Consider the following 22345-nt stretch of genomic DNA (forward strand, 5'->3'; position numbering starts at 1 on the left):
CCGGTGCTTTGCTTGCAATCGTCGAAATCCCTGACATAGCCTTGCCAAGAAGATGCGGGTCGATTCGCCCCGCGTTGATGTCGTGTGCGTAACGCTTGAGTGCCGGGGGCAGGGGCGCACCGCTGCACGTTGAGCCGTGATCTGGGGACAAGTCGGGCTGCCGCGACGAAAATGAGGGGCCTCCCGTCCGGAACCGGCCAATCCTGTCGTGCTTGGTGTAAAACAACGCATGCGAGGGCGTTGATGATGTGGAGTCGGAGATGACGCAGCCTGCAAAGGTCACAGAACCCTCGATGGAGGAGATTCTGGCCTCGATCCGGCGCATCATTGCCGACGATGAGGCAAAGCCCCCGCCGGCTGATGCCGCCAAACCCGAGAAGACTGCGGCGCCCGCGGCGACGCCGAAGCCGCAGGCAATGAACGATATTCCGCCATCCAAGGTCGCTCCCGCAAAGCCTGCTGCCGAGAAGCCCGCGCCGTCAGCTGCGAAGCCCGCTCCGGCTCCGGCGCCACCACCTCCAGCTCCCGCGGCCGATGCAGCCAACAGCCAAGACGATATCGACGCGCTGCTGGCGGGACTCGATGCGGCCACGTCGGCGCCCGAGGTCCGCGCTCCCGAACCTGAGCCGGAGCCAGAACCCGACGTGCTCGAACTGACTGACGAGATGGCAGTGGACCCGACACCGCCACCGCCGCCGCCGAGCTTCCGCAAGGTCGAGCCGCGCGACGATCTCGAATTCGCGGAGCCGCCGCAGGTGCGCTCCGCGCCGCCGCCGCCGTCTTATGCCCCGGTGGACTTCGACGCGCCGCCCCTGCCGCCGCAGCAGCCGATCCTTGCGCAATCGACGGTCTCCGCGGTCGAATCCGCCTTCAATTCCCTGGCCCATACGGTGCTCAGCAGCAATGCACGGACGCTGGAGGATTTGGTCAAGGAGATGCTGCGGCCGATGCTGAAGTCCTGGTTGGACGACAACCTGCCGGGCCTCGTTGAACGCATCGTGAAGGCCGAAATCGAGCGAGTCTCGCGCGGCGGCCGCTGAGAAGGGCGGTTCGGCCCCGATATAGCCGCGCTTGTACGCCATATTAGGCCCGTCGATCGGACAGGAAAGCCCGTCTGCGCTGACCTTTTCGTTGACTTGGCCCCCTCGCGCGGCTTTCTAGCAGCCCCATGATCGAGAAAAATTACCAGCCCGCCGATATCGAAGCCCGCATGTCCGTCGTGTGGGAGGACAGCCTTGCCTTCAAGGCTGGTCGCCCCGACCGGCGTGATGCCGTGCCCTTCACCATCGTGATCCCGCCGCCGAACGTCACGGGTTCGCTGCATATGGGCCACGCCCTCAACAACACGTTGCAGGACATCCTGTGCCGGTTCGAGCGCATGCGCGGCCGCGACGTGCTGTGGCAGCCCGGCACCGACCATGCCGGCATCGCCACCCAGATGGTGGTCGAGCGGCAATTGATGGAGCGTCAGCAGCCCGGCCGCCGCGAGATGGGCCGCGAGAAGTTTCTCGAAAGGGTCTGGCAGTGGAAGGCCGAGAGCGGCGACACCATCATCAACCAGCTCAAGCGGCTCGGCGCCTCCTGCGACTGGTCGCGCGAGCGCTTCACCATGGACGAGGGCCTGTCGAAAGCCGTCGTCAAGGTGTTCGTCGAGCTGCACCGCGAGGGGCTGATCTACAAGGACAAGCGGCTGGTGAACTGGGACACCAAGCTGCTCACCGCGATTTCCGATCTCGAAGTGCAGCAGATCGAGGTCAAGGGTCACCTCTGGTATCTGCGCTACCCGATCGAGGGCAAGACGTTCAGCCCGGAGGATCCCTCGAGCTTCATCGTCGTTGCCACCACGCGCCCCGAGACCATGCTCGGCGACACCGGCGTGGCCGTGCATCCCGAGGATGAGCGCTATCAGAAGCTGATCGGCAAGAACGTCGTCCTGCCGCTAGTCGGCCGCAAGATCGCGATCGTCGCCGATGAGTACTCCGATCCGGAGAAAGGCTCCGGCGCGGTGAAGGTGACGCCTGCGCACGACTTCAACGATTTCGAGGTCGGCAATCGCCACGGCCTGCACCGGATCAGCGTGCTCGACAGGGAAGGGTGTCTCGACCTCGTCGGCAACGAGGACTATCTGCGCGACCTCCCCGAAGGGGCCGCGCAATTCGCCGAGGAATTCCACAAGGTCGACCGCTTCGCGGCACGCAAGCGCATCGTCGAGCGGCTGGAATCGTTCGGCTTCGTCGAGCGGATCGAGCCGCACACCCACATGGTGCCGCACGGTGACCGCTCGAACAGCGTGATCGAGCCCTACCTGACCGACCAGTGGTATGTCGACGCCAAGACGCTGGCCAGGCCCGCGATCGCTGCGGTGCGCTCCGGCGAAACCACTTTCGTGCCGAAGAACTGGGAAAAGACCTATTTCGACTGGATGGAGAACATCCAGCCCTGGTGCATCTCGCGTCAGCTCTGGTGGGGTCACCAGATCCCGGCCTGGTACGGACCTGATGGCAAGGTGTTCGTCGCCGAGACCGAGGAGGAGGCCGTCAGCCACGCGCTCGGCTACTATGTCGAGCAGGAAGTCATCACGCCGGAGCAGGGGCGCGAGATGGCGCTCGACCGCAACAGGCGCGAAGGCTTCATCACCCGCGACGAGGACGTTCTCGACACCTGGTTCTCGTCGGCGCTGTGGCCGTTCTCGACGCTCGGCTGGCCCGACGAGACACCCGAGGTGCAGCGCTACTACCCGACCACTGCGCTGGTGACCGGCTTCGACATCATCTTCTTCTGGGTCGCCCGCATGATGATGATGGGCCTGCACTTCATGAAGGAGGTGCCGTTCTCGACCATCTACATCCACGCCCTCGTCCGCGACGAGAAGGGCGCCAAGATGTCGAAGTCGAAGGGCAACGTCATCGATCCCTTGCACCTGATCGACGAATACGGCGCCGACGCGCTGCGCTTCACGCTGGCCGCGATGGCGGCGCAGGGGCGCGACATCAAGCTCGCCACCAGCCGCGTCGAGGGCTATCGCAATTTCGCGACGAAGCTCTGGAACGCCTGCCGTTTCGCCGAGATGAACCACTGCGCCGTGCCTGAAGGCTTCGAGCCGGCGAAGGCAAAGGAGACGCTGAACCGCTGGATCGCGCATGAGACCGCGCACACCACGCGCGAGGTGACCGAGGCGATCGAGGCCTATCGCTTCAATGATGCCGCGGGCAGCATCTATCGCTTCGTCTGGAACGTCTATTGCGACTGGTATGTCGAGCTCGCAAAGCCCGTGCTGCTCGGCCCGGACAATCCCGCCAAGGACGAAACCCGCGCCATGGTTGCCTGGGCGCGCGACGAGATCCTCAAGCTGCTGCATCCGTTCATGCCCTTCATCACCGAAGAGCTGTGGGAGGTGACTGCCAGGCGCGACGGTCTGCTCGCGCTGGCGCCGTGGCCGCTCAAACCGGTCGAGCCGACGCCGGAGCAACTCGCGATGCTCGCGGCGACGACGGGGCCGGTCGATCCGCTCGTCTCGCCGGCCTGGGTGCTGCCGATCTTCGATCATGCCGACTTCACCGATCCCGCGGCCGAGGCCGAGATTGGGTGGGTGATCGATCTCGTCACCCAGATCCGCTCGGTGCGCGCAGAGATGAACATCCCGCCGGCGACACTGACGGCGCTGGTGCTTGCGGGCGCCTCGGCCGAGACCAGGGAGCGCGCGCCGCGCTGGACCGACGTCATCAAGCGCATGGCGCGGCTGTCCGATATCTCCTTCGCCGACCGCGCGCCCGACGGGGCCGTACAGCTGCTCGTGCGCGGCGAGGTCGCAGCGCTGCCGCTCAAGGGCGTGATCGACGTCGCTGCCGAGCGCACGCGCCTCGACAAGGAAATCGCCAAGGCCGACGCCGACATCAAGCGTGCCGAGTCCAAGCTGGCGAACGAGAAATTCGTTGCCAACGCGGCCGAGGAGGTCGTCGAGGAGGAGCGCGAAAAGCGCGAGGCCGCGCTGGCGCGCAAGGCCAAGCTGCTCGAGGCGCTGGAGCGGCTGAAGCAGGCGTCGTGAGGTCGCGTCATTCCGGGGCGGCTCGAGGAGCCGAACCCGGAATCTCGAGATTCCCCGGGGCGCAATTGCGCATCTGGTCTGGTCCTTCGGACCATCCCGGGATGACGGTTATTTCGGAAACGGCTTGCTCAAGAACTTCGAGCCCCTGACGCCATAGCGCCAGGGCAACTCGACCGCCTTGGTGATGCCGATCCGGATGCCCGTTGCGACCTCCACATCCTCCGTCCGCGCATGCAGCGCGATGGGCGGGCGGTCCAGCGGCAGCGTGTTGTGCGCCATGGTGATGCCGAGCGCTTCGGTCAGCTTGCCGGGGCCCGAGCACAGCGCATGCACGTCCTGCAGATGCCGGCGTCGGCGCATCGCAGCCAAGCCATGCGTCGGCTCCAGCGCGCGGATCAGCACGGCGCTTGCCGAGCCTTCCTCCTCGCAAACGAAGTTGACGCACCAGTGGATGCCGTAGGAGCGGTAGACATAGGAAAACCCGGGCGGGCCGAACATCACCTGGTTCCGCGGCGTCGGCCCGCGATAAGAGTGCGCGGCCGGGTCGGTATGGTGATAGGCCTCGACCTCGACGATGATCCCGCCGACGCCATCGACGAGCATGGTGGCGCCGATCAAGTCGGGCGCGACCTCGTGGACGCTGCGGTCGAAAAAGGCGCGCTTCAAGGCTTTGCCGAGCCGGGGCGTTGAAGTCTTCGGAATTGGAGCCATTCGAGGTGAGAATCGCCAGAGAACAGAGCAGGATATTGCCCATATCTGCCATGTTCCCTGAAGCGGGGCGAGCCGGGTTGCGGCAGGCAGCCAGACCGACTAGGTAGGACCTGAACAGACCGGACACCCCATGGTCGTTATTGTCGATACCATCTCGAACCCGCTGCGCCCGCGCCACCCCGAAAAGGTGAACCGGCCCGATTCCGCTTCGCCGCCGAAGCCGGACTGGATTCGCGTGCGTGCGCCCAACACCCGCGGCTATGCAGACACCCGCAACATCGTGCGGGCGAACGGCCTGCACACGGTGTGCGAGGAGGCGGGCTGCCCGAATATTGGCGAGTGCTGGGACAAAAAGCACGCGACCTTCATGATCATGGGTGACACCTGCACCCGTGCCTGTGCCTTCTGCAACGTCAAGACCGGCCTGCCGAATGCACTGGATGGGGCCGAGCCGCAAAACGTCGCCGAGGCCACCGCCAAGCTGGGCCTTTCCCACGTCGTCATCACCTCCGTCGACCGCGACGATCTCGCGGATGGCGGCGCCCAGCATTTCGCAGAGACCATTCGTGAGATTCGAGCCGCGTGTCCTTCGACCACGATCGAGATCCTGACGCCCGACTTCCTGCGCAAGGAGCGGGCACTCGAAATCGTCGTTGCGGCGAAGCCCGACGTGTTCAACCACAATCTCGAGACAGTGCCGTCGCGCTATCTCACGGTGCGGCCCGGCGCGCGCTACTTCCACTCGATCCGGCTGTTGCAGCGGGTCAAGGAACTCGATCCCACCATCTTCACCAAGTCCGGCATCATGGTGGGCCTTGGTGAGGAGCGCCACGAGGTGCTCCAGGTGATGGACGATCTGCGCTCGGCCGAGGTCGATTTCCTGACCATCGGGCAATATCTCCAGCCGACCCGCAAGCACCACGCCGTGATGCGCTATGTGCCGCCGGACGAGTTTTCGTCTTACGAGAAGGTCGCCTACACCAAGGGCTTCCTGATGGTGTCGGCGAGCCCGCTGACCCGCTCCTCGCATCATGCCGGCGATGACTTCGCGAGACTGAAGGCAGCGCGGGCCGCTACTGCCCGCTGAACCGATATGCCCCGTTTTTCGAGCAAGCGCCGTGTCAATCACAGCGCATCCGAGATGTTCGATCTGGTCGCCGACGTCGAGCGCTACCCGGAGTTCGTGCCGCTGTGCAGCGCGCTGAAGGTTCGTCAGCGCATGGCAAAGCCCGACGGCACAGAGGTTCTGGTTGCCGACATGACGGTGTCGTTCAAGCTGGTCAGGGAGTCCTTCACCAGCCGGGTGACGCTCGACCGGGCCAATCTGAAGATCCTGGTCGAATATCTGCAAGGTCCTTTCAGCAACCTCGAAAATCGCTGGACCTTCGAGCCCAAGGGCCAAGAGGGGGGTGAAGGCGTCTGCGACGTCGCCTTCTTCCTCTCCTACGAGTTCAGGAGCCGCATGCTTGCGATGCTGATGGGCTCGATGTTCGACGCCGCCTTCGCGCGGTTTTCCACGGCCTTCGAGAAACGGGCGGACGCGATCTACGGCCGGCCGAAGCTGGCGTCGTCGTAAGGCGCATTCTCCATCATTGCGAGGAGCGAAGCGACGAAGCAATCCAGAGTCTTTCCGCGGAGGATTCTGGATTGCTTCGCTTCGCTTCGCTCGCAATGACGATGGTGAGACAGGTGAGCCATCCTCAATCCACCGCCTTCACCACGTCCGCCGGCTGTGAGGCATAGTACGCGGCGGCCTGCTCGATCTCCTGTGGTGTCATCGCGCGCGCGATGTTGCGCATCTGTTGGCTGATATCGTTGCGCCGTTCACCGGAGGCGAAGGCCTGGAGCTGGGCCTTCATGTAGGCCTCGGACTGTCCCTCCAGCCACGGGCTGCCGATCTTGTTGTCGAGGCTGCCATGGCAGGAACCGCAGGGGGCGATTCCGCGCATCGGCGCGCCATAGATGACGATGTTCGGCTTCGGCAACTGCGGCGTCGGGTGATAGGCCGGCAGCCGCGGCAGATAAGCGTAATAATTGGAGAGATCGGCGATCTCCTGGTCGGTCAGGTTGACCGCAAACGGCGACATCACGGCGTTGGTGCGCGCGCCCGAGCGGAAATCGTGCAGTTCCTTGTAGATCACGGCGGAATACTGGCCAGCGAGATTGGGGGAGTCCGCACGGCTGATGCCGGTGGGGCCGTGGCAGATCGCGCAGCGCTGCGCCAGCGTCGCGCCGCGGCCGATCGCCTCCTGGCTCGATCGTGACAGCGTGCTCGAGGTGAGCACGACCTCGGACAGGCGCCCGGTCTGCTCCGGCGCCGCCACGATCGCCGTGCGCTGTGGCAGGCCGGCGGCGCTGCAGATCGCATCCCAGGCATTGGCGAACTGGACCCAGGGCTGTGCGAAGGGCAGTACGATGAAGCCGCCGATCACGGTCACGATAAGGATCGCGGCGGTGACGCCGACGGCTGCCCTGAAATGCCTGTTGCGGAAGGTGAAGAGGTCGCGCGCGCTCATCACTGCGCTCCCACATAGACGGCCGGCACCGAGGTGCCTTCGTTCAGCGCCAGCGTCAGGATCGGGTAGCCGTAATTGGTCACGGTGAGCCCTATCATCAGCGCCACCCACAGCGCATGCGTGTTGAGCGCGACCGGCACGGTCGCCGGCTCGTGCACGGCCACCGCAAAGCAGTAGGGGCCGGCGTCAGCCTGCGGTGCGCGCATGCCGCGCGCCAGGATGACCAGGAAGAGAATGCCCGATGCCAGCAGAATGAAGCCGCCGATCGCCGAAAGGGTGACGGAGAGCGCCTGCGGCGCGATCGCGGGATCGCCGAAGTCGAAATAGGCCATGCGGCGCGGCATGCCCAAAATGCCGACCCAGTGCCACGGGAAAGTGGTGACCATCATGCCGACGAACCACAGCCAGAGCTGGATGCGGATCAGCCGGAGATCGAGCAACTCGCGGCCGGTCAGATGCGGCCACAGGTCATAGGCGATCGCGAAATACATGATCACGATGGCGCCGCCGAAGATCAGGTGGAAATGGCCGGTGATCCACTGCGTGTTGTGGATCGATGCATCGAGCTGATAGCTCATGTTGATGAGGCCGCCGGCGCCGCCGAAGCCGAGCATGACGAACGAGAACGCCAGCGCCAGCATCATCGGATTGTCCCAGGGCAGGGCCCTGATCCAACCGAACATACCGCGGCCACCACGCAGGCGCGCCGCGATCTCGACGGACGCGCAGATCGTGAACACGGTCAGCAGGGTCGGCAGCGCCACCAGCGCCGTGAAGGCCGAGTGGATGAACTTGAAGCCGGCGCCGACTTGCGGATCGGCAAAGGTGTGGTGCATGCCGATCGGCATCGCCACCACCAGGAACAGGGTGAAGGATATCCGCGCCATGGTGTCGGAATAGACGCGGCCGCCGATCGCGCGCGGCACGATGGTGTAATAGGCGATGTAGGTCGGCATCAGCCAGAAATAGACGATGGCGTGCAGCGTCCAGGAGAAGAACACGCGGGCGAGGCCAGCATCGATCGTGGTCTTCAGCCCCGCTGCGACGGGAATGATCTGCAGGAGCAGCTCGAGCGCGGCACCGACTGCGGTCCAAGCCCACAAATACGAGCCGGCGACATTGGCGAACATCGCCAGCGGCACCGGCGCGCCGGGATGGGCCTTGCGCCAGAGCCGCAGGTTGATCGACATCAGCGCGACCCAGATCCAGGAGCCGACCACGACCAGCACCACGCCGAGATAGTAGAAGACGTTGCCGATCAGCGGCGGATAGAAGGTGTAGAGCACCGAGGCGCGGCCGAGCGCGATCGGGATAATCGCCATGATGCTGCCGGCAACGATGAGCCAGAATCCGGCCCAGGCCCAGCGCACGCCGACCAGACGCTGCTTCAGCGCTGACTCGCTGATGGCATAGCCGAAACCCATCGCGACCAGGGTCGGGAAGACGTAGCCCATTACCGTGCCGTGCGCGGTCAGCGAACGGTAATAGAGCTCCGGATTGGAGAGCCAGGTACCGATCGGGCTGCGGATGAACATCTGCCAGGCGCCGAGCGTGAGCGCGACGCCGAATACGGCAAAGGCCAGCCAGAAATGGGCGAGGATGAGCTTCCTATTGGCCAACACAGCTCAGCCTCCCGCCACTCTTCGCACGATCGGCGAATTCGGTCTTGTCGATCACCTTGACCTTGCCCCACATTCCCTCGTGGCCGAAACTGCAAAACTCCTGGCAAGGCATCAGATAGTCGCCGGTCTTCGCAAAGTGCATGAGCTGCTCGGAGATGTAGCCCGGCACCAGCATCGTGTTGACGTTGGTACCCTGGATCAGGATGCCGTGCACGACATCGGCGCTGGTGGCGCGCAGCGTGATCGGGGTGTCCGCGGGCACCAGGATGCAGGCCGGCGTGAAGGAATATTGCTGGCCGATCGCACGCACGGTCACATTGCCATTGGTTTCCAGCACGCTGCCGAGATTGCTTTCGACGAATTCGCCGGAGAGATGCAACCGCGAAGGATCGGTGGTCTCGACGCGCGGCTGCGGCATCGTCGCGCTGTGGATGCCGGCGAATGCCGCGAGCAGCGCCATGCCGACGATGATGATCACGGCAAAGGTCGCCCAGCGCCGCTCGACGCGGGCCGCGACCTCGGCGCTGTCGCGATGGGCTTCCTCTGCGCTCATTGCAGCGGACCACGGGGCAGGAAGACGAACAGATAGAACGCAAGCCACATCGCGACCACACAGGCCGTGGCGATGCCGGCGAGCAGGATCGCGCCGGTCGGGCCTTGCGCGACGACCTCGTCGACCGCCTGGTCGGCGGCGGCTGGGCTGGTGGTCGGCGGATCGGAATTGATCATGACGGATCTCTGGCGCCTCTCAGTTCAGCGGTGCGGAACGCAGCTCGTTGGCCTCGCGCGCCGAGACCGGCGTGCCGCGATTGCCCCAGGCGGTGCGGATGTAGGAGACGACGGCTGCGATCTCATTGTCGGACAGAAGTCCGGCGAAGGGCGGCATGCCGTAGGGCATCGGATTGCCCTTGGTGCCCGGCGGATAGCCGCCATTGAGCACCATGCGGATCGGATTGACCGCCGACTGCATCTCGATCGACTGGTTGTTGGCGAGCGGCGGCCAGTGCGGCGGCTTGCCTTCGCCCTGAGTGCCGTGACAGTTCGCGCAGTGCTTGTCGTAAACGGTCTTGCCGAGGCTGATCAGCAGGCTGCTCTCGGCCGTCGGCAGCCTCGAGCTTGCCGGCGGCGGAGGCGAGGGCTCCGCAATGCTCTTGAGGTACACTGCCATCGCCCTGGTATCCTCGTCGTTCAGATATTGCAGGCTGTTGTGCACGACCTCCGCCATAGGGCCGTAGACCACGCCGCGCATGGAAACGCCGGTCTGGAGCAGATCGGTGATGTCCTTGATGCTCCAGTCGCCGAGCCCCGCTTCGCGATTTGACGTGAGCGAGGGCGCGTACCAGTTTTGCATCGGGATCAGGCCGCCCTTGAAGGCTTCCGATTGCGAGGTGCCGCCGAGCGCGTTGATGGGCGAATGGCACATGCCGCAATGGCCGAGGCCTTCCACAAGGTAAGCGCCGCGATTCCACTCCGCGGATTTGGTCGGGTCAGGTTTGAACTCGCCCTCTGAAAAGTACAACGTGCGCCAGCCGAGGATCAGCTGGCGGTTGGAATAGGGGAAGCGGAGATCGTGCTCACGATTCCGCTGGTTCACCGGCGGGATTGACTTCAGATAGGCGAAGATCGCGTCAGTATCGGTTCTCGTGACCTTGGTGTAGGACGCGAACGGCATCGCCGGATACATCAATCCGCCGTCCGGAAAGCGGCCATAGTGCATCGCCTTGTAGAAGTCTTCGGCAGTCCATTTGCCGATCCCGGTGTCGCGATCCGACGTGATGTTGGAGGAATACAAGGTGCCGAAAGGCGTCGGCATGGCGCGTCCGCCGGCAAAGATGCGCCCCTCGGGCGCCGTGTGGCAGGCAATGCAGTCGCCGGCCCGCGCCAGATATTCGCCGCGCGCGACGAGGCTGTCGCCATCGGGGCCGAGCTTTGGCTGCGCCTCAGCGGACGGACCAGTGAAGAGCAACAGCCCTAAGGCAAGGAGTCGTGACCACGATCGCAATTCCGTCTCCTCAATCCGGTTCACTGCCGCAGGCGAACGGCAGCACGTACGTGCCTTTCGGCGCCGGCGCGATGTTCACCGGCGCAGGGCGGCTCGCGAGCCATGCCGCGACCGCCGTCACGTCTTCCTCGGTGAGCCGGGCGGCAACCTGCTGCATGCAGTCCGGCGCTTTCGCGGTGCGCGTGCCATAACGCCACGCGCCCAACTGCGCGCTAATGTAGCTCGGGCGCAGTCCGAGCAGGCCCGGAATCCCTGGTTCCATTCCCGTCAAAGTGGGGCCATGGCAGCTTCCGCACGCCGGAATCTGGCGCTGCGGATCGCCGCGTGACACCAGAGACTGGCCGTGCTGCAGCACCTCCTTGCTTGCATCGCTTGCCGTGACGGGCGGCAGAGGCGGATGCTGATCCGCGAAATAGTCCGCCATCTGCTGCAGGTACGGATCGGGGAGGAATTCCAGCAAATAGTTCATCGGCGGATATTTTCGCCGGCCATTCTTGAAGGCAAGAAGCTGGTTGTAGAGATAGCCGGCCGGCTTGCCGGCAAGCCGCGGGAAATAGACGTCGCTGGTGCCTTCGCCTTGATTGCCGTGACAGGGCGTGCAGGCCTCGACTCGTGCCGCCATCGTGTCCGGCGGCTGATTGACCGTTTGTGCGGCCGCATCATCGAACGCGGCCAGCGTGGCAATGGCCAGAGCAGTGGTGCGAGCGAACACTCTCGTCACACTCCAAGAACAGGACCGGTTGATTCCGGATCACAACGTAGCGAAGCATTATTGCGCCAATATGGTCCCGCGCAAGATCGAGCACACGCGATACGTTTGGTTGCGGCCTTCGCAGGTGCGATCACGATCGAATTCGACAAAACTTGCGTGTTTTTTGAAAATTGGACATGACGCTGCGCTCTCGCGACAGTTCCTGCCCAAGTTCTCGCGCGGTCATGGCCCTCCGATGTCAGGGGGCGCAGGGAAGACCGGGTGCCGGCCGGGCACCCACGGTCCACTGTGCGAAGTCTGCGCTACGAGAAGCTGCACAGCGGCATACAGGTGAAGCCAAACATCCGGCCTTCCCTGCGCAGTGGTTTGATGCCGAGTTCTCCCCGGGGAGCGATGCACTATTGCCCCCGTCGCCTTGCGGATGGCTGATGCGCGCGCCCGGTCGGGCCGCCACATCACCGCAAGACTTGGCGCACAGACCCCGGGCGCCAGGACGACACGGTTTTGCCATACGCAGATCACACCGGTCGTGTGCGCGAAGACCTGTCGCTCACGGTTGCCCGCCCTGCGATGTCTCTCGCGCCGATGTGACTAGCGTCCACCGCAGCTCACCCCGCGTGTCGTGACGATCGCGATACGCCCCTCTGACCGGGATGAGGTGGCGCAGGAATACGCGGAAGCCGAATTTCGGTTAAGTGGAATATATTCGCGCGCGCCGATTGACCCGGCGATTGCGTGTTTTGGCCGACAGGCAGCACAAGGACTGGTAGGCACGGCTGTTACGCGCAGGCCGCCGCCCACAATCAAGGAGTTATACTGCCTGCGGCGCGAATGTGACGCCTGTCGGCTGCGCCAGACGTGGAGCAGCGACGGAACACCCCTTGCCGCGACCGGTACAGATGTAAGGGGTGTATTTCATGACATGTTCAACTACAATCCGAGTCGGGCGCGGGGGCTTGGAGCTGGACTGGACAGATGGCGCGCTGGAAGCAATCGTGGACCGAGGAGGACCTCAACCGGCTCAGGGAGCTTGCAGGCACCAAGCCGATTGCGACGATCGCGAAAGAGCTCGGACGGACCACGGGGACGGTTCTCGCGAAGGCGATCGAGCAAAAGCTCCCAATCATCTATCGTATCGGGCGAGCGGCACAATAACGGGACTCGCGGCCCACCTGGAATATTCCAGCCGGTCAGCGCCGGGTTTCACGTCGCTTCCACCTATGCGATCCCGCGGCAGGCCCTTGACGATTGGCAAGCTCCCAAACCGGATCATTTTCCGCGACGGCGAGTTCTCAACCGATTGCCCGACTGGAGCCGCCATGACCATCAATTTCGACACGCTGAAAGCTTCGCTCGTTCTCTATGGGCTGAACGCGATCTATGCGATCCTGCTGCTTGCGGTCGGCTGGTATCTGTCCGGCGCGATGCAGCGTTTCGTCACGCGCGTCTTGAGCGTCACGCACCGCGTCGATCCGCTGGTGACGTTGTTCGTGGGTAGCCTCGCGCGCTATGGCGTGCTCGCGGTGGTCGGCATCGCCGTGCTGCAGCTCTTTGGCATCCAGACCGCAAGCCTCGTCGCCGTGCTGGGCGCGACATCTCTCGCCATTGGCCTGGCGCTACAGGGCACGCTCTCCAACCTCGCCGCCGGCGTGATGCTGCTGTTGTTTCGGCCCTTTCGCATCGGCGACGACGTCGAGGTCGCCGGCAAGGCGGGCAAGGTGAGATCGCTGTCGCTGTTCATGACCGAGCTCGTCGCGGCCGATAACACGCAGATCCTGCTGCCGAACGGGCAGGTGTGGGGTGCAGCGATCGTCAACCACAGCGCCTATCCCGGCACGGGCGAGGTCAAGGTGGCGTTTCCGGTCCCGGCCGGTGCCGCTGCGGCGCTGGCCGATCGCATGCTGGAGGAGCTGCGCAATGACTCCCGCATGGACGATCAGGCTGCGCCTGCCGTCAACATCTCCAGAGTGGTCGATGTCGCCAATCCGGCGTCGCCGATCCTGGAATTGACGGTTAGTGCGAAGGCCAAGCCGTCACAGGCGGACGCGGTCAGGCAGTGCGTGCTCGACCACGCCAGCGCGCTGCTCGCGGCGGCGTAGGCGTTTCGGCGGCGCTGTCGTTCAGCCTCGCGGCGCCCGCGGCGGCCTGCGCTTCACCGCATGCCGGCGCGGAGAGCGGGTCACGCGCGGTCGCAGGCGGCTGGCGGCGGTGCGCTGCGGCTTGGCTGCGACTTGCGGCCCGCGGGCGAGCTCCATCAGCATGCGCAGCGCTTCGACCACCGAGCGGGCGCGAACTGCGCTGCGGCCGATGGCGCCGAAGCGGTGCTCGCGATGGATGATGCGACCGTCGCGCGCGGCGGCGGCGAAGTGCACGAGACCGACCGGCTTGCCGGGCGTGGCGCCGCCGGGGCCGGCGATGCCGGTGATGGCGACGGCGAGATCGACATCGGCACGCTCCAGTGCGCCGATGGCCATCGCGGTCGCGGTCTCCTTGCTGACCGCGCCGAAATTCGTCAACGTGCTCGCTTCGACGCCAAGCATCGCGCGCTTGGCGTCGTTGGAATAGGTGACAAAGCCGCGGTCAATGACGTCAGACGAGCCGGGGATGTCGGTCAGCGCGCCGGCAACGAGGCCGCCGGTGCAGGATTCCGCAGTCGCGATCGTCAGCTTGCGCATCCGGCATAGATCGAGCAGCGAGCGGGAGAGGGCGCGTGCATCGCTGCCGCCCATGGCCTAGACGCTCCAGGTCTTTTCGCTAAACGGCAGGCGGATGGTGGCGCTCGCGGTGGCCGCGATGCCCTCCTCACGCCCGGTGAAGCCGAGGCGCTCGCTGGTCGTCGCCTTCACCGCGACGCGGGAGATATCGACGCCGGAGATCTCAGCGATGCGCGCGCGCATGGCGTCCCGCAAGGGGCCGATCTTCGGCCGCTCGCAGATCAGCGTCACCTCGAGATTGGCGACGCGGCCGCCGCGCTGGGCGACGCGCTCGATGGCGTATTTCAGGAACTGGTCGGAGGAGGCACCCTTCCATTTCGCATCGCTCGGCGGGAAGTGCGAGCCGATGTCGCCGTCGGCCAATGCGCCGAGAATGGCGTCGACCAGCGCATGCAGGCCGACATCGCCGTCGGAATGGGCCAGGAACCCCTTGGTGTGCGGCACGCGCACGCCGCAGATCATGACATGGTCGCCTTCGCCGAAGGCGTGCACGTCATAGCCGGTGCCGGTCCTGATGTCGCCGAGCAGGGCGGCCAGGCGCGCTTCCTCGCGCACGAAATCCTCGGGAGTGGTGAGCTTCATGTTGGCAACATCGCCTTCAAAGGTTGCGACCGTCAATCCCGCCCATTCGGCAATCGCGGCATCGTCGGTGAAATCAGAGCGCCCGTCCTTCGCCGCGCGACGATGCGCCTCGAGGATGACGTCGAAACGAAAGGATTGCGGCGTCTGCGCGATTCTGAGGCGCGCCCGCTCCGGCGTGTCCTCGACATTGCCGTCCTCGCCGGTGAGCTTGATGGTGTCAGTGACGGGAACGACCGGGATCGCAGCGCCAGTGCGGCCCGCCGCTTCGATCGCGCGCGAGATCACGCCTGCCGAGACGAAGGGGCGGGCGGCATCGTGGATCAGCACGATGTCCGGCTCGTGCTTCGCCAGCGCTTCGAGGCCGGCGAGCACCGATGCCTGACGGGTGGCGCCGCCATTGGTCGGCGGCTCGTGCCTCAGCCCTGTGACCGCTGCGGTGAACATGACGTTGTCGTCGGGGTTCACCACCGGCTGCACCGCTGATACCTCCGGGTGATGGCTGAATGCCTCCATGGCGCGATAGATCACCGGCACGCCGCCGATCTCGCGGTATTGCTTCGGCCCGCCGGCGCCTGCACGCAGTCCACGCCCGGCTGCGACGAGGACGACTGCGGTGCGCTGTGATTTCGCCATAGGACTCAATTACTCAGTTGCTCATCAAGGAGTCGGGGAGGGGATTGCCGGCATGCCTCTAGCACGGCAGGCCCGCAAAAAAAGGGGGTTTCCCCTGATTGTGGGAAACAGCATTTTGCTGCACTGCACTTGAAAGATTTGCAGAACTGTCTAAACTGTAGGCATGACGCTTGACTGCACAAGAATTGTGCGCAAGATAGATCATGGCAGGCGCGATGAGGCCCTGCCCAGTCAACGAGACCCCTGTGACCGGCTCGGCAGTATCCGGCTCTAAGCCGTTGAAAATAGGCGATATTGATATCGCCACCCCGGTCTTCCTGGCGCCGATGTCGGGTGTGACTGACTCGCCCGTCCGCCGGCTCGCAGCCGAGCTTGGAGCCGGTCTGGTCGTGTCTGAAATGACCGCGAGCGATGAGCTTGCAAATGGCCATCGGATGTCCCGGTTGCGCTGCGAAGCCACCGGCATCGGTCCGCATGTGGTCCAGCTCGCAGGGTGCGAGACGCACTGGATAGCCGAAGGCGCCCGGATCGCCGAAGCCGATGGCGCCGATATTATCGACATCAACATGGGCTGTCCGGCCCGCCACGTCACCGGGGGTCAGTCCGGTTCGGCCTTGATGCGCGACCTCGACCATGCCCTCGCCCTGATCGATGCGACCATCGCAGCGGTGAAGGTGCCGGTGACGCTGAAGATGCGGCTCGGCTGGGACGATCGCACGCGCAACGCGCCGGAGCTGGCGCGGCGCGCGGAAGCCGCAGGCGTCAAGCTCGTCACGGTCCATGGTCGCACCCGCTGCCAGTTCTACAAGGGCGAGGCCGATTGGGACGCGATCCGCGCCGTGCGCGAGGCCATCTCGATCCCGCTCGTCGTCAATGGCGACATCACGTCCTACGAGAAGGCGCTCGCAGCATTGCAAGCCTCAGGCGCCGATGCCGTGATGATCGGCCGCGGCGCGCAGGGCCAGCCCTGGCTGCCCGGTCAGATCGGCCGCCGTCTGCAGGGCGGGGCCGAGGAAGCGATGCCCTCGCTCGAAACGCAGCTGCATTATGTCCGCACGCTGTATGATGGCGTCTGCGCGCTTTATGGCCTGCGCGTCGGACTGAGGCATGCCCGCAAGCATCTGAGCTGGGCACTCGATGTCGCCGCGCAGGTGAGCCGTGCGCCGTCGGAGAAATTGACATCCTGGCGACAGAAGATCCTGGTCTCGGAGGATCCGCGCCTCGTTCACAATTCACTGCAAGACGCCTTCGACGACTTCGCATGGAGCGCTGCTGCATGAGCTCAGCCGCTGAACATCGTCGGCCGCTTCAGTCCGACAGCGACGCAATCCTGGACGCCTTGCCCAACCCCGTGCTCATGATCGGACCGGACGGCAAGATTGTCGCCGCCAATATCGCGACCGAAGCCTTCTTCGAGATCTCGACGCAGTTCCTGAAGCGGCAGTCGTTGAAGGAGCTGGTGCCATTCGGCAGCCCCTTGCTGGCGCTGATCGACCAGGTGCGCTCGTCGAATTCGCCGGTCAACGAATACAAGGTCGATCTCGGCACGCCGCGCATGGGCGGCGACCGACAGGTCGATCTGCACGTGGCCCCTCTCACGGAGCGGCCCGGCCACATCGTGGTGATGCTCCAGGAGCGCAGCATTGCCGACAAGATGGACCGCCAGCTCACCCATCGCAGCGCCGCTCGCTCGGTGATCGCGCTCGCAGCGATGCTGGCGCACGAGATCAAGAACCCGCTGTCCGGCATCCGCGGCGCGGCCCAGCTTCTGGAGCAGCAGGCCTCGTCCGAGGACCGCATGCTGACGCGGCTGATCTGCGACGAGGCCGACCGCATCGTGACGCTGGTCGACCGCATGGAGGTGTTCGGAGACGAGCGTCCCGTGGTGCGCGGCCCCGTCAACATCCATTCGGTGCTCGACCACGTGAAGCGGCTGGCGCAGTCCGGCTTTGCCCGCAACATCCGCTTCGTCGAGGACTACGATCCCTCGCTGCCGCCGGTGCTGGCGAACCAGGATCAGCTGATTCAGGTGTTCCTCAACCTCGTGAAGAACGCCGCCGAAGCCCTGATCGACGTGCCGGACGCCGAGATCCAGCTCACCACCGCGTTTCGCCCCGGCGTGCGCCTGTCAGTCCCCGGTCAAAAATCCAGGGTATCCCTGCCGCTGGAATTCTGCGTGAAGGACAACGGACCAGGCGTGCCGGACGATCTTCTGCCCAACCTGTTCGATCCCTTCGTGACCACCAAGCAGACCGGCTCGGGTCTCGGCCTGGCGCTGGTCGCCAAGATCGTCGGCGATCACGGGGGCATCATCGAATGCGAATCTCAGCCGCGCAAGACCACCTTCCGCGTACTGATGCCGATGTATTCCACATCGGTGAAACATGCCGATCAAAGCAGTCGCGCCGACTCTGCCGGGAAGTCGTCGCCTGCGTCACAGGGGGCAAAATGAGGATCAACGATGCCCGCAGGTAGCATTCTCGTAGCCGATGACGATACCGCCATCCGCACCGTTCTCAATCAGGCACTGTCCCGCGCCGGTTACGAAGTGCGGCTGACCGGCAATGCCGCAACGCTGTGGCGCTGGGTGAGCCAGGGCGAGGGCGATCTCGTCATCACCGACGTGGTGATGCCGGACGAAAACGCCTTCGACCTGCTGCCGCGAATCAAGAAGATGCGGCCGAATCTGCCCGTCATCGTGATGAGCGCGCAGAACACCTTTATGACGGCGATCCGCGCCTCCGAGCGCGGCGCTTACGAATATCTGCCGAAACCCTTCGATCTGAAGGAGCTGATCGCCATCGTCGGGCGCGCGCTCGCCGAGCCGAAGGAGCGGACCTCGACGCCGGACGAAGATGCCGAGATGGAGGCGATTCCGCTGGTCGGCCGCTCGCCGGCGATGCAGGAAATCTACCGCGTGCTGGCGCGCCTGATGCAGACCGACCTCACCGTGATGATCACGGGCGAGTCCGGCACCGGCAAGGAACTGGTGGCGCGGGCGCTGCATGATTATGGCAAGCGCCGCAACGGTCCGTTCGTCGCGGTCAACATGGCGGCGATCCCGCGCGATCTCATCGAGTCCGAGCTGTTCGGCCATGAGCGCGGTGCCTTCACCGGCGCCAACACCCGCGCCTCCGGGCGGTTCGAGCAGGCCGAGGGCGGCACGCTGTTCCTGGATGAGATCGGCGACATGCCGATGGAGGCGCAGACCCGCCTGCTGCGCGTGTTGCAGCAGGGCGAATACACGACGGTCGGCGGCCGCACCCCGATCAAGACCGACGTACGCATCGTCGCGGCCTCCAACAAGGATTTGCGTGTCCTGATCCAGCAGGGCCTGTTCCGGGAAGATCTGTTCTTCCGCCTCAACGTGGTTCCGCTGCGGCTGCCGCCCTTGCGCGAGCGCATCGAGGACCTGCCGGATCTCGTGCGGCACTTCTTCACACTGGCCGAGAAGGACGGGCTGCCGCCGAAGAAGCTCGACACGCTGGCGCTGGAGCGGCTGAAGCAGCACCGCTGGCCCGGCAACGTGCGCGAGCTGGAAAATCTGGCCCGGCGCCTTGCCGCGCTCTATCCGCAGGACGTGATCACGGCCTCCGTCATCGACGGCGAGCTCGCGCCGCCCTCGGTCAGCCCGGGCGCCGCGGTCCAGCAGGGCGTCGACAATCTCGGCGGCGCGGTGGAGGCATATCTGTCCTCGCACTTTCAGGGCTTTCCGAACGGCGTGCCGCCGCCCGGCCTCTATCACCGCATCCTCAAGGAGATCGAGGTGCCGCTGCTCACGGCCGCGCTGGCTGCCACCCGCGGCAACCAGATCCGCGCCGCCGACCTGCTCGGCCTCAACCGCAACACGTTGCGCAAAAAGATCCGGGATCTCGACATCCAGGTTTATCGGAGCGGGGGTTAGTCTTTCGAAGCGGACGGTGGCTCAGCTCCGCCTACCAAGGCAGAGCTGAGCCTGTCCGGATCGCGCTGGCCGTTGTGGCTGACGCGATGAGCAGAAGTCCTGACGGGACTCTGATGTTCCGCCGGCACATTCAAATTAGTCATTCGGGCTGCAACGCGGCCGTCACATCTATCTGACCAGTTCGCCGGAGGCTGGCACCACGCTCGCGACATTAAGGGGCGGCTGCTGAAGGCCGAGGCCGTTGACGAGGAGGTCGGCGGCTACGATCAGCAGCAGAACGGCGGAAACCATCGTCGCGAGGAAGATCCTATCCATGCGGATCAAGCCGGAATGGTGGGAATCCGTTCCGCCTCGGCGGCATCTGCCTGTGGATTGCACCTGCCGGCCGCGAGGTTAACGCCGCGGAATTGTCGCAATTCGGCAACAATGTGGTACGAATACATCAGTATCCGCGCGTCCGCGGACCCGTCTTCAGCATCATTGCCGGAATGACCAGCGCAGATACCTCGGCCGCACATTTTGACACGGCCCCAGCCGAAGAGCCCCGGCGTTGGTCGGTGCGGCGCTGGCTCGCACCCTTTGCCGTGGCGCTGGCGCTGCTGTCGGCCCTCCTGACCTTCCTGGTCCTGACCGGACTTACCAGGATCGAGCCGACGCCCGAGGTCGTCCGCTCGTTCTACCTGATCAACGCTGCGACGATCCTGCTCCTGGTGGGGATCATCGTCAGGGAACTCTGGCAGCTGATCCTGGCGCGGCGGCGGGGCAGAGCGGCGGCGCGCCTCCATGTCCAGATCGTCAGCCTGTTCTCGATCGTCGCGGTGCTGCCGGCGGTGCTGGTCGCCGTCGTCGCCAACGTTACCATCGAGCGCGGCCTCGACCGGCTGTTCTCCGGCCCGACCAAGGAGGTGATCCAGAATTCGCTGACGATCGCGCGGGCCTATATGCAGGACCACGCGCAGCTGATCCGCGGCGACATTCTCGGCATGGCCAACGACATCGCCCATGCGAGGCCGCTCTACGATCAGGACCGCCGCTCGTTCCGGGAGATGCTGACGGCCAGTGCCGGCTCTCGCAATTTGCCCGGCGCGATGATCATCGACAAGAACACCAACATCCTGGAGTCCGCCGACACCGGCATGCGGCTCGCCTATTCGCCACCGGCGCCGGACTTCCTCAGCAATGTCAACGAGAACGAGCCCGAGATCGCAGTGCTCCCCGACGCGAGCTTCGTTGCCGCGGTGATCCGGTTGCGTGCCTTCAACGATACCTTCCTCTATGTCGCCCGTCCGCTCGATCCGAATGTCGTCAATCAGCTCAAGCAGACCGAAGTGAGCGTCGCCGAATACGCCCAGATCGAGTCACGCCGCCTCGGCATTCAGGTCGCCTTCGCGCTGATGTTCGCAGTGATCGCGCTGACCATTTTGATGGCCTCGGTGCTGATCGGGCTCAACTTCGCCAACTCGCTGGTCTCGCCGATCCGGCGGCTGATGAACGCGGCGCAAACGGTCTCAACCGGCGACCTCCATGTCCAGGTGCCCGTGCATCAGTCGGAAGGCGATCTCGCCCAGCTGGGCGAGACCTTCAACAAGATGACGCAGGAATTGCGCAGCCAGCGCGACGAGCTCGTCAATGCCAGCGACCTGATCGACAGCCGCCGCCGCTTCATCGAGGCCGTGCTGTCCTCGGCGAGCGCCGGCATCATCGGCGTCGATACTTCCGGCAGCGTCGGCATCCTCAACCGCTCGGCCGAGAAGCTGATCGGCCACTCCGAAGCGGAGACGCTCGGCCATCCGCTCTCGGACGTGCTGCCCGAGCTCGACGACATGATGAAGACGGCGCGGGAGGGGACCCAGCGTCTGGTGCAGGGTCAGATCACGATCAACCGGGACGGTGCCGAACGCAATCTATCGGTCCGCGTCAGCGCCGAGAAGAACCAGCCGCACGACAGCTACATCATCACCCTCGACGACATCACCGAGCTGGTCTCGGCCCAGCGCACCTCGGCCTGGGGCGACGTGGCGCGCCGCATCGCTCACGAGATCAAGAACCCGCTGACGCCGATCCAGCTCTCCGCCGAGCGCATCCGCCGCAAGTTCGGCAAGTCCATCACCGAGGTCAAGGACAAGCAGATCTTCGACCAGTGCACCGACACCATCGTGCGCCAGGTCGACGACATCAGGCGCATGGTCGACGAGTTCTCACGTTTTGCGCGGATGCCTAAACCGGTGATGGAGGGCGAGGACGTCGCCGATACCGTGCGGCAGGCGGTGTTCCTGATGAAGGTCGCCCATCCCGAGATCGACATCGAAGCCGAGTTCAAGGAGGATCCGCTCCGCGCCCAGTTCGACCGGCGGCTGATCTCCCAGGCGGTCACCAACATCGTCAAGAACGCTACCGAGGCGATCGAGCAGGTCCCCCCCGAGGAGCTCGGCAAGGGCCGCATCGACGTCGTGGTGTCGCGCGAGGGCGACGACGTGCTGATCGACGTCATCGACAACGGCATCGGCCTGCCCAAGGTCGCGCGCTCGCGCCTGCTCGAGCCCTATGTCACCACGCGCGCCAAGGGCACGGGCCTGGGGCTGGCCATCGTCGGCCGCGTGCTGGAAGACCATGGCGGGCGGATCGAGCTGAAGGACGCCTCCGACTTCCGCGAAGGCCAGCGCGGCGCCTGGATGCGGATGCGCTTTGCGGTCTCGGGCCAACCTGCGAAAGCTGGGGGCGCCGAGCCAGCGCCCGCGGCCAACGAAGCAACCAAGCCGGACAACAAGGCGGCGGTCACGGAATCCGTCGAGAAATCCAGCAACGAGCTGGAAACAAAAGAGCCGGCCGCCGGAACCAAAGAGCCGGCTGAAAAGACCAATGATTCAACGAAAATCGAAGCCTCAACAGGCAGCTGACAACACA

General features: G+C 64.9%; 20 protein-coding genes. 10 read left to right on the top strand and 10 right to left on the bottom strand.

Going from position 1 to position 22345, the window contains the following annotated elements; genetic code table 11:
- Positions 1-260: 260 nt before the first annotated feature.
- Positions 261-1040: a PopZ family protein gene (locus EHH60_RS18690; RefSeq protein WP_199751555.1), complete on the top strand. Its 780-nt coding sequence runs from the start codon at positions 261-263 to the stop codon at positions 1038-1040.
- 128 nt (positions 1041-1168) lie between these two features.
- Positions 1169-4045, top strand: coding sequence for a valine--tRNA ligase (locus tag EHH60_RS18695; RefSeq protein ID WP_124160918.1), 2877 nt, complete (start codon positions 1169-1171; stop codon positions 4043-4045).
- A 108-nt stretch (positions 4046-4153) separates the two neighbouring features.
- Here EHH60_RS18695 and EHH60_RS18700 read toward each other — a convergent pair whose 3' ends face one another.
- Positions 4154-4756: a DNA-3-methyladenine glycosylase gene (locus EHH60_RS18700; protein ID WP_124160919.1), complete on the bottom strand. Its 603-nt coding sequence runs from the start codon at positions 4754-4756 to the stop codon at positions 4154-4156.
- Positions 4757-4886: 130 nt separating this feature from the next.
- Between EHH60_RS18700 and lipA the strand changes: the two genes are divergently transcribed.
- Both lipA and EHH60_RS18710 read left to right on the top strand, forming a co-directional pair.
- Positions 4887-5843 (top strand): lipoyl synthase, encoded by a 957-nt coding sequence (gene lipA / locus EHH60_RS18705; RefSeq protein ID WP_124160920.1) that lies wholly within the window; start codon positions 4887-4889, stop codon positions 5841-5843.
- 6 nt (positions 5844-5849) lie between these two features.
- Positions 5850-6332, top strand: coding sequence for a type II toxin-antitoxin system RatA family toxin (locus tag EHH60_RS18710; protein ID WP_124160921.1), 483 nt, complete (start codon positions 5850-5852; stop codon positions 6330-6332).
- Positions 6333-6456: 124 nt separating this feature from the next.
- On the opposite strand, the gene EHH60_RS18715 is transcribed toward EHH60_RS18710, so the two are convergent.
- Genes EHH60_RS18715 through EHH60_RS18740 form a run of 6 tightly spaced genes read right to left on the bottom strand, consistent with a single transcriptional unit; the run spans position 6457 to position 11608 of the window.
- On the bottom strand, positions 6457-7272 hold the full coding sequence (locus EHH60_RS18715; protein WP_199751556.1) for a c-type cytochrome: 816 nt from the start codon (positions 7270-7272) through the stop codon (positions 6457-6459).
- Positions 7272-8894 carry a b(o/a)3-type cytochrome-c oxidase subunit 1 gene (locus tag EHH60_RS18720; protein WP_124160923.1) on the bottom strand — a complete coding sequence of 541 codons (1623 nt, stop codon included), beginning with the start codon at positions 8892-8894 and terminating at the stop codon, positions 7272-7274. Before EHH60_RS18720 ends, EHH60_RS18715 begins: the two co-directional genes overlap by 1 nt.
- Complete coding sequence (locus EHH60_RS18725; protein ID WP_124160924.1) at positions 8881-9447, bottom strand: cupredoxin domain-containing protein; 567 nt, start codon at positions 9445-9447, stop codon at positions 8881-8883. Before EHH60_RS18725 ends, EHH60_RS18720 begins: the two co-directional genes overlap by 14 nt.
- On the bottom strand, positions 9444-9623 hold the full coding sequence (locus tag EHH60_RS18730; RefSeq protein WP_124160925.1) for a hypothetical protein: 180 nt from the start codon (positions 9621-9623) through the stop codon (positions 9444-9446). The genes EHH60_RS18725 and EHH60_RS18730 overlap by 4 nt, the downstream gene beginning before the upstream one ends.
- Positions 9624-9642: 19 nt before the next feature.
- Positions 9643-10860, bottom strand: a complete 1218-nt coding sequence (locus tag EHH60_RS18735; protein ID WP_245454522.1) for a cytochrome c — start codon at positions 10858-10860, stop codon at positions 9643-9645.
- A gap of 46 nt (positions 10861-10906) precedes the next feature.
- Positions 10907-11608: a c-type cytochrome gene (locus EHH60_RS18740; protein WP_245454523.1), complete on the bottom strand. Its 702-nt coding sequence runs from the start codon at positions 11606-11608 to the stop codon at positions 10907-10909.
- Between the two features lie 975 nt (positions 11609-12583).
- Between EHH60_RS18740 and EHH60_RS18750 the strand changes: the two genes are divergently transcribed.
- Positions 12584-12763 carry a hypothetical protein gene (locus tag EHH60_RS18750; protein WP_124160927.1) on the top strand — a complete coding sequence of 60 codons (180 nt, stop codon included), beginning with the start codon at positions 12584-12586 and terminating at the stop codon, positions 12761-12763.
- Positions 12764-12927: 164 nt separating this feature from the next.
- Positions 12928-13707 carry a mechanosensitive ion channel family protein gene (locus EHH60_RS18755; RefSeq protein ID WP_124160928.1) on the top strand — a complete coding sequence of 260 codons (780 nt, stop codon included), beginning with the start codon at positions 12928-12930 and terminating at the stop codon, positions 13705-13707.
- Positions 13708-13728: 21 nt separating this feature from the next.
- Here EHH60_RS18755 and EHH60_RS18760 read toward each other — a convergent pair whose 3' ends face one another.
- Both EHH60_RS18760 and EHH60_RS18765 read right to left on the bottom strand, forming a co-directional pair.
- Entirely contained in the window at positions 13729-14337 is a 609-nt protein-coding gene (locus EHH60_RS18760) for a CinA family protein (protein WP_124160929.1), read from the bottom strand.
- A gap of 3 nt (positions 14338-14340) precedes the next feature.
- Complete coding sequence (locus EHH60_RS18765; RefSeq protein ID WP_124160930.1) at positions 14341-15537, bottom strand: bifunctional 2-C-methyl-D-erythritol 4-phosphate cytidylyltransferase/2-C-methyl-D-erythritol 2,4-cyclodiphosphate synthase; 1197 nt, start codon at positions 15535-15537, stop codon at positions 14341-14343.
- Between the two features lie 278 nt (positions 15538-15815).
- Between EHH60_RS18765 and dusB the strand changes: the two genes are divergently transcribed.
- From dusB to ntrC, 3 genes are read left to right on the top strand one after another with little or no spacing between them, the layout of a single operon-like run.
- Positions 15816-16817, top strand: a complete 1002-nt coding sequence (gene dusB, locus EHH60_RS18770; protein ID WP_199751593.1) for a tRNA dihydrouridine synthase DusB — start codon at positions 15816-15818, stop codon at positions 16815-16817.
- Complete coding sequence (locus EHH60_RS18775; protein WP_028179545.1) at positions 16814-17989, top strand: two-component system sensor histidine kinase NtrB; 1176 nt, start codon at positions 16814-16816, stop codon at positions 17987-17989. The genes dusB and EHH60_RS18775 overlap by 4 nt, the downstream gene beginning before the upstream one ends.
- A 9-nt stretch (positions 17990-17998) precedes the next feature.
- Positions 17999-19441 carry a nitrogen regulation protein NR(I) gene (gene ntrC, locus EHH60_RS18780; protein ID WP_025036261.1) on the top strand — a complete coding sequence of 481 codons (1443 nt, stop codon included), beginning with the start codon at positions 17999-18001 and terminating at the stop codon, positions 19439-19441.
- 168 nt (positions 19442-19609) lie between these two features.
- Here the strand turns inward: ntrC and EHH60_RS37595 are convergent, their stop codons facing one another.
- On the bottom strand, positions 19610-19756 hold the full coding sequence (locus EHH60_RS37595) for a hypothetical protein (protein ID WP_199751557.1): 147 nt from the start codon (positions 19754-19756) through the stop codon (positions 19610-19612).
- Positions 19757-19929: 173 nt separating this feature from the next.
- Here EHH60_RS37595 and EHH60_RS18785 point away from each other — a divergent pair, with 173 nt between their 5' ends.
- Positions 19930-22338: a sensor histidine kinase gene (locus EHH60_RS18785; protein ID WP_124160931.1), complete on the top strand. Its 2409-nt coding sequence runs from the start codon at positions 19930-19932 to the stop codon at positions 22336-22338.
- The last annotated feature ends 7 nt before the right edge of the window (positions 22339-22345 follow it).

It is taken from the genome of Bradyrhizobium sp. RP6 (assembly GCF_003837805.1).
Taxonomy (GTDB): domain Bacteria; phylum Pseudomonadota; class Alphaproteobacteria; order Rhizobiales; family Xanthobacteraceae; genus Bradyrhizobium.

Bases quoted from the DNA above. Each gene is read 5' to 3' on its own strand.
- EHH60_RS18765 (WP_124160930.1), bottom strand. From the start codon at position 15,537: ATGGCGAAATCACAGCGCACCGCAGTCGTCCTCGTCGCAGCCGGGCGT.
- EHH60_RS18695 (WP_124160918.1), top strand. From the start codon at position 1,169: ATGATCGAGAAAAATTACCAGCCCGCCGATATCGAAGCCCGCATGTCC.
- EHH60_RS18785 (WP_124160931.1), top strand. From the start codon at position 19,930: ATGACCAGCGCAGATACCTCGGCCGCACATTTTGACACGGCCCCAGCC.
- EHH60_RS18730 (WP_124160925.1), bottom strand. From the start codon at position 9,623: ATGATCAATTCCGATCCGCCGACCACCAGCCCAGCCGCCGCCGACCAG.
- EHH60_RS18750 (WP_124160927.1), top strand. From the start codon at position 12,584: ATGGCGCGCTGGAAGCAATCGTGGACCGAGGAGGACCTCAACCGGCTC.
- EHH60_RS18725 (WP_124160924.1), bottom strand. From the start codon at position 9,447: ATGAGCGCAGAGGAAGCCCATCGCGACAGCGCCGAGGTCGCGGCCCGC.
- ntrC (WP_025036261.1), top strand. From the start codon at position 17,999: ATGCCCGCAGGTAGCATTCTCGTAGCCGATGACGATACCGCCATCCGC.
- EHH60_RS18760 (WP_124160929.1), bottom strand. From the start codon at position 14,337: ATGGGCGGCAGCGATGCACGCGCCCTCTCCCGCTCGCTGCTCGATCTA.
- EHH60_RS18700 (WP_124160919.1), bottom strand. From the start codon at position 4,756: ATGGCTCCAATTCCGAAGACTTCAACGCCCCGGCTCGGCAAAGCCTTG.
- EHH60_RS37595 (WP_199751557.1), bottom strand. From the start codon at position 19,756: ATGGATAGGATCTTCCTCGCGACGATGGTTTCCGCCGTTCTGCTGCTG.
- EHH60_RS18715 (WP_199751556.1), bottom strand. From the start codon at position 7,272: ATGAGCGCGCGCGACCTCTTCACCTTCCGCAACAGGCATTTCAGGGCA.
- EHH60_RS18755 (WP_124160928.1), top strand. From the start codon at position 12,928: ATGACCATCAATTTCGACACGCTGAAAGCTTCGCTCGTTCTCTATGGG.
- EHH60_RS18690 (WP_199751555.1), top strand. From the start codon at position 261: ATGACGCAGCCTGCAAAGGTCACAGAACCCTCGATGGAGGAGATTCTG.
- EHH60_RS18710 (WP_124160921.1), top strand. From the start codon at position 5,850: ATGCCCCGTTTTTCGAGCAAGCGCCGTGTCAATCACAGCGCATCCGAG.
- lipA (WP_124160920.1), top strand. From the start codon at position 4,887: ATGGTCGTTATTGTCGATACCATCTCGAACCCGCTGCGCCCGCGCCAC.
- EHH60_RS18775 (WP_028179545.1), top strand. From the start codon at position 16,814: ATGAGCTCAGCCGCTGAACATCGTCGGCCGCTTCAGTCCGACAGCGAC.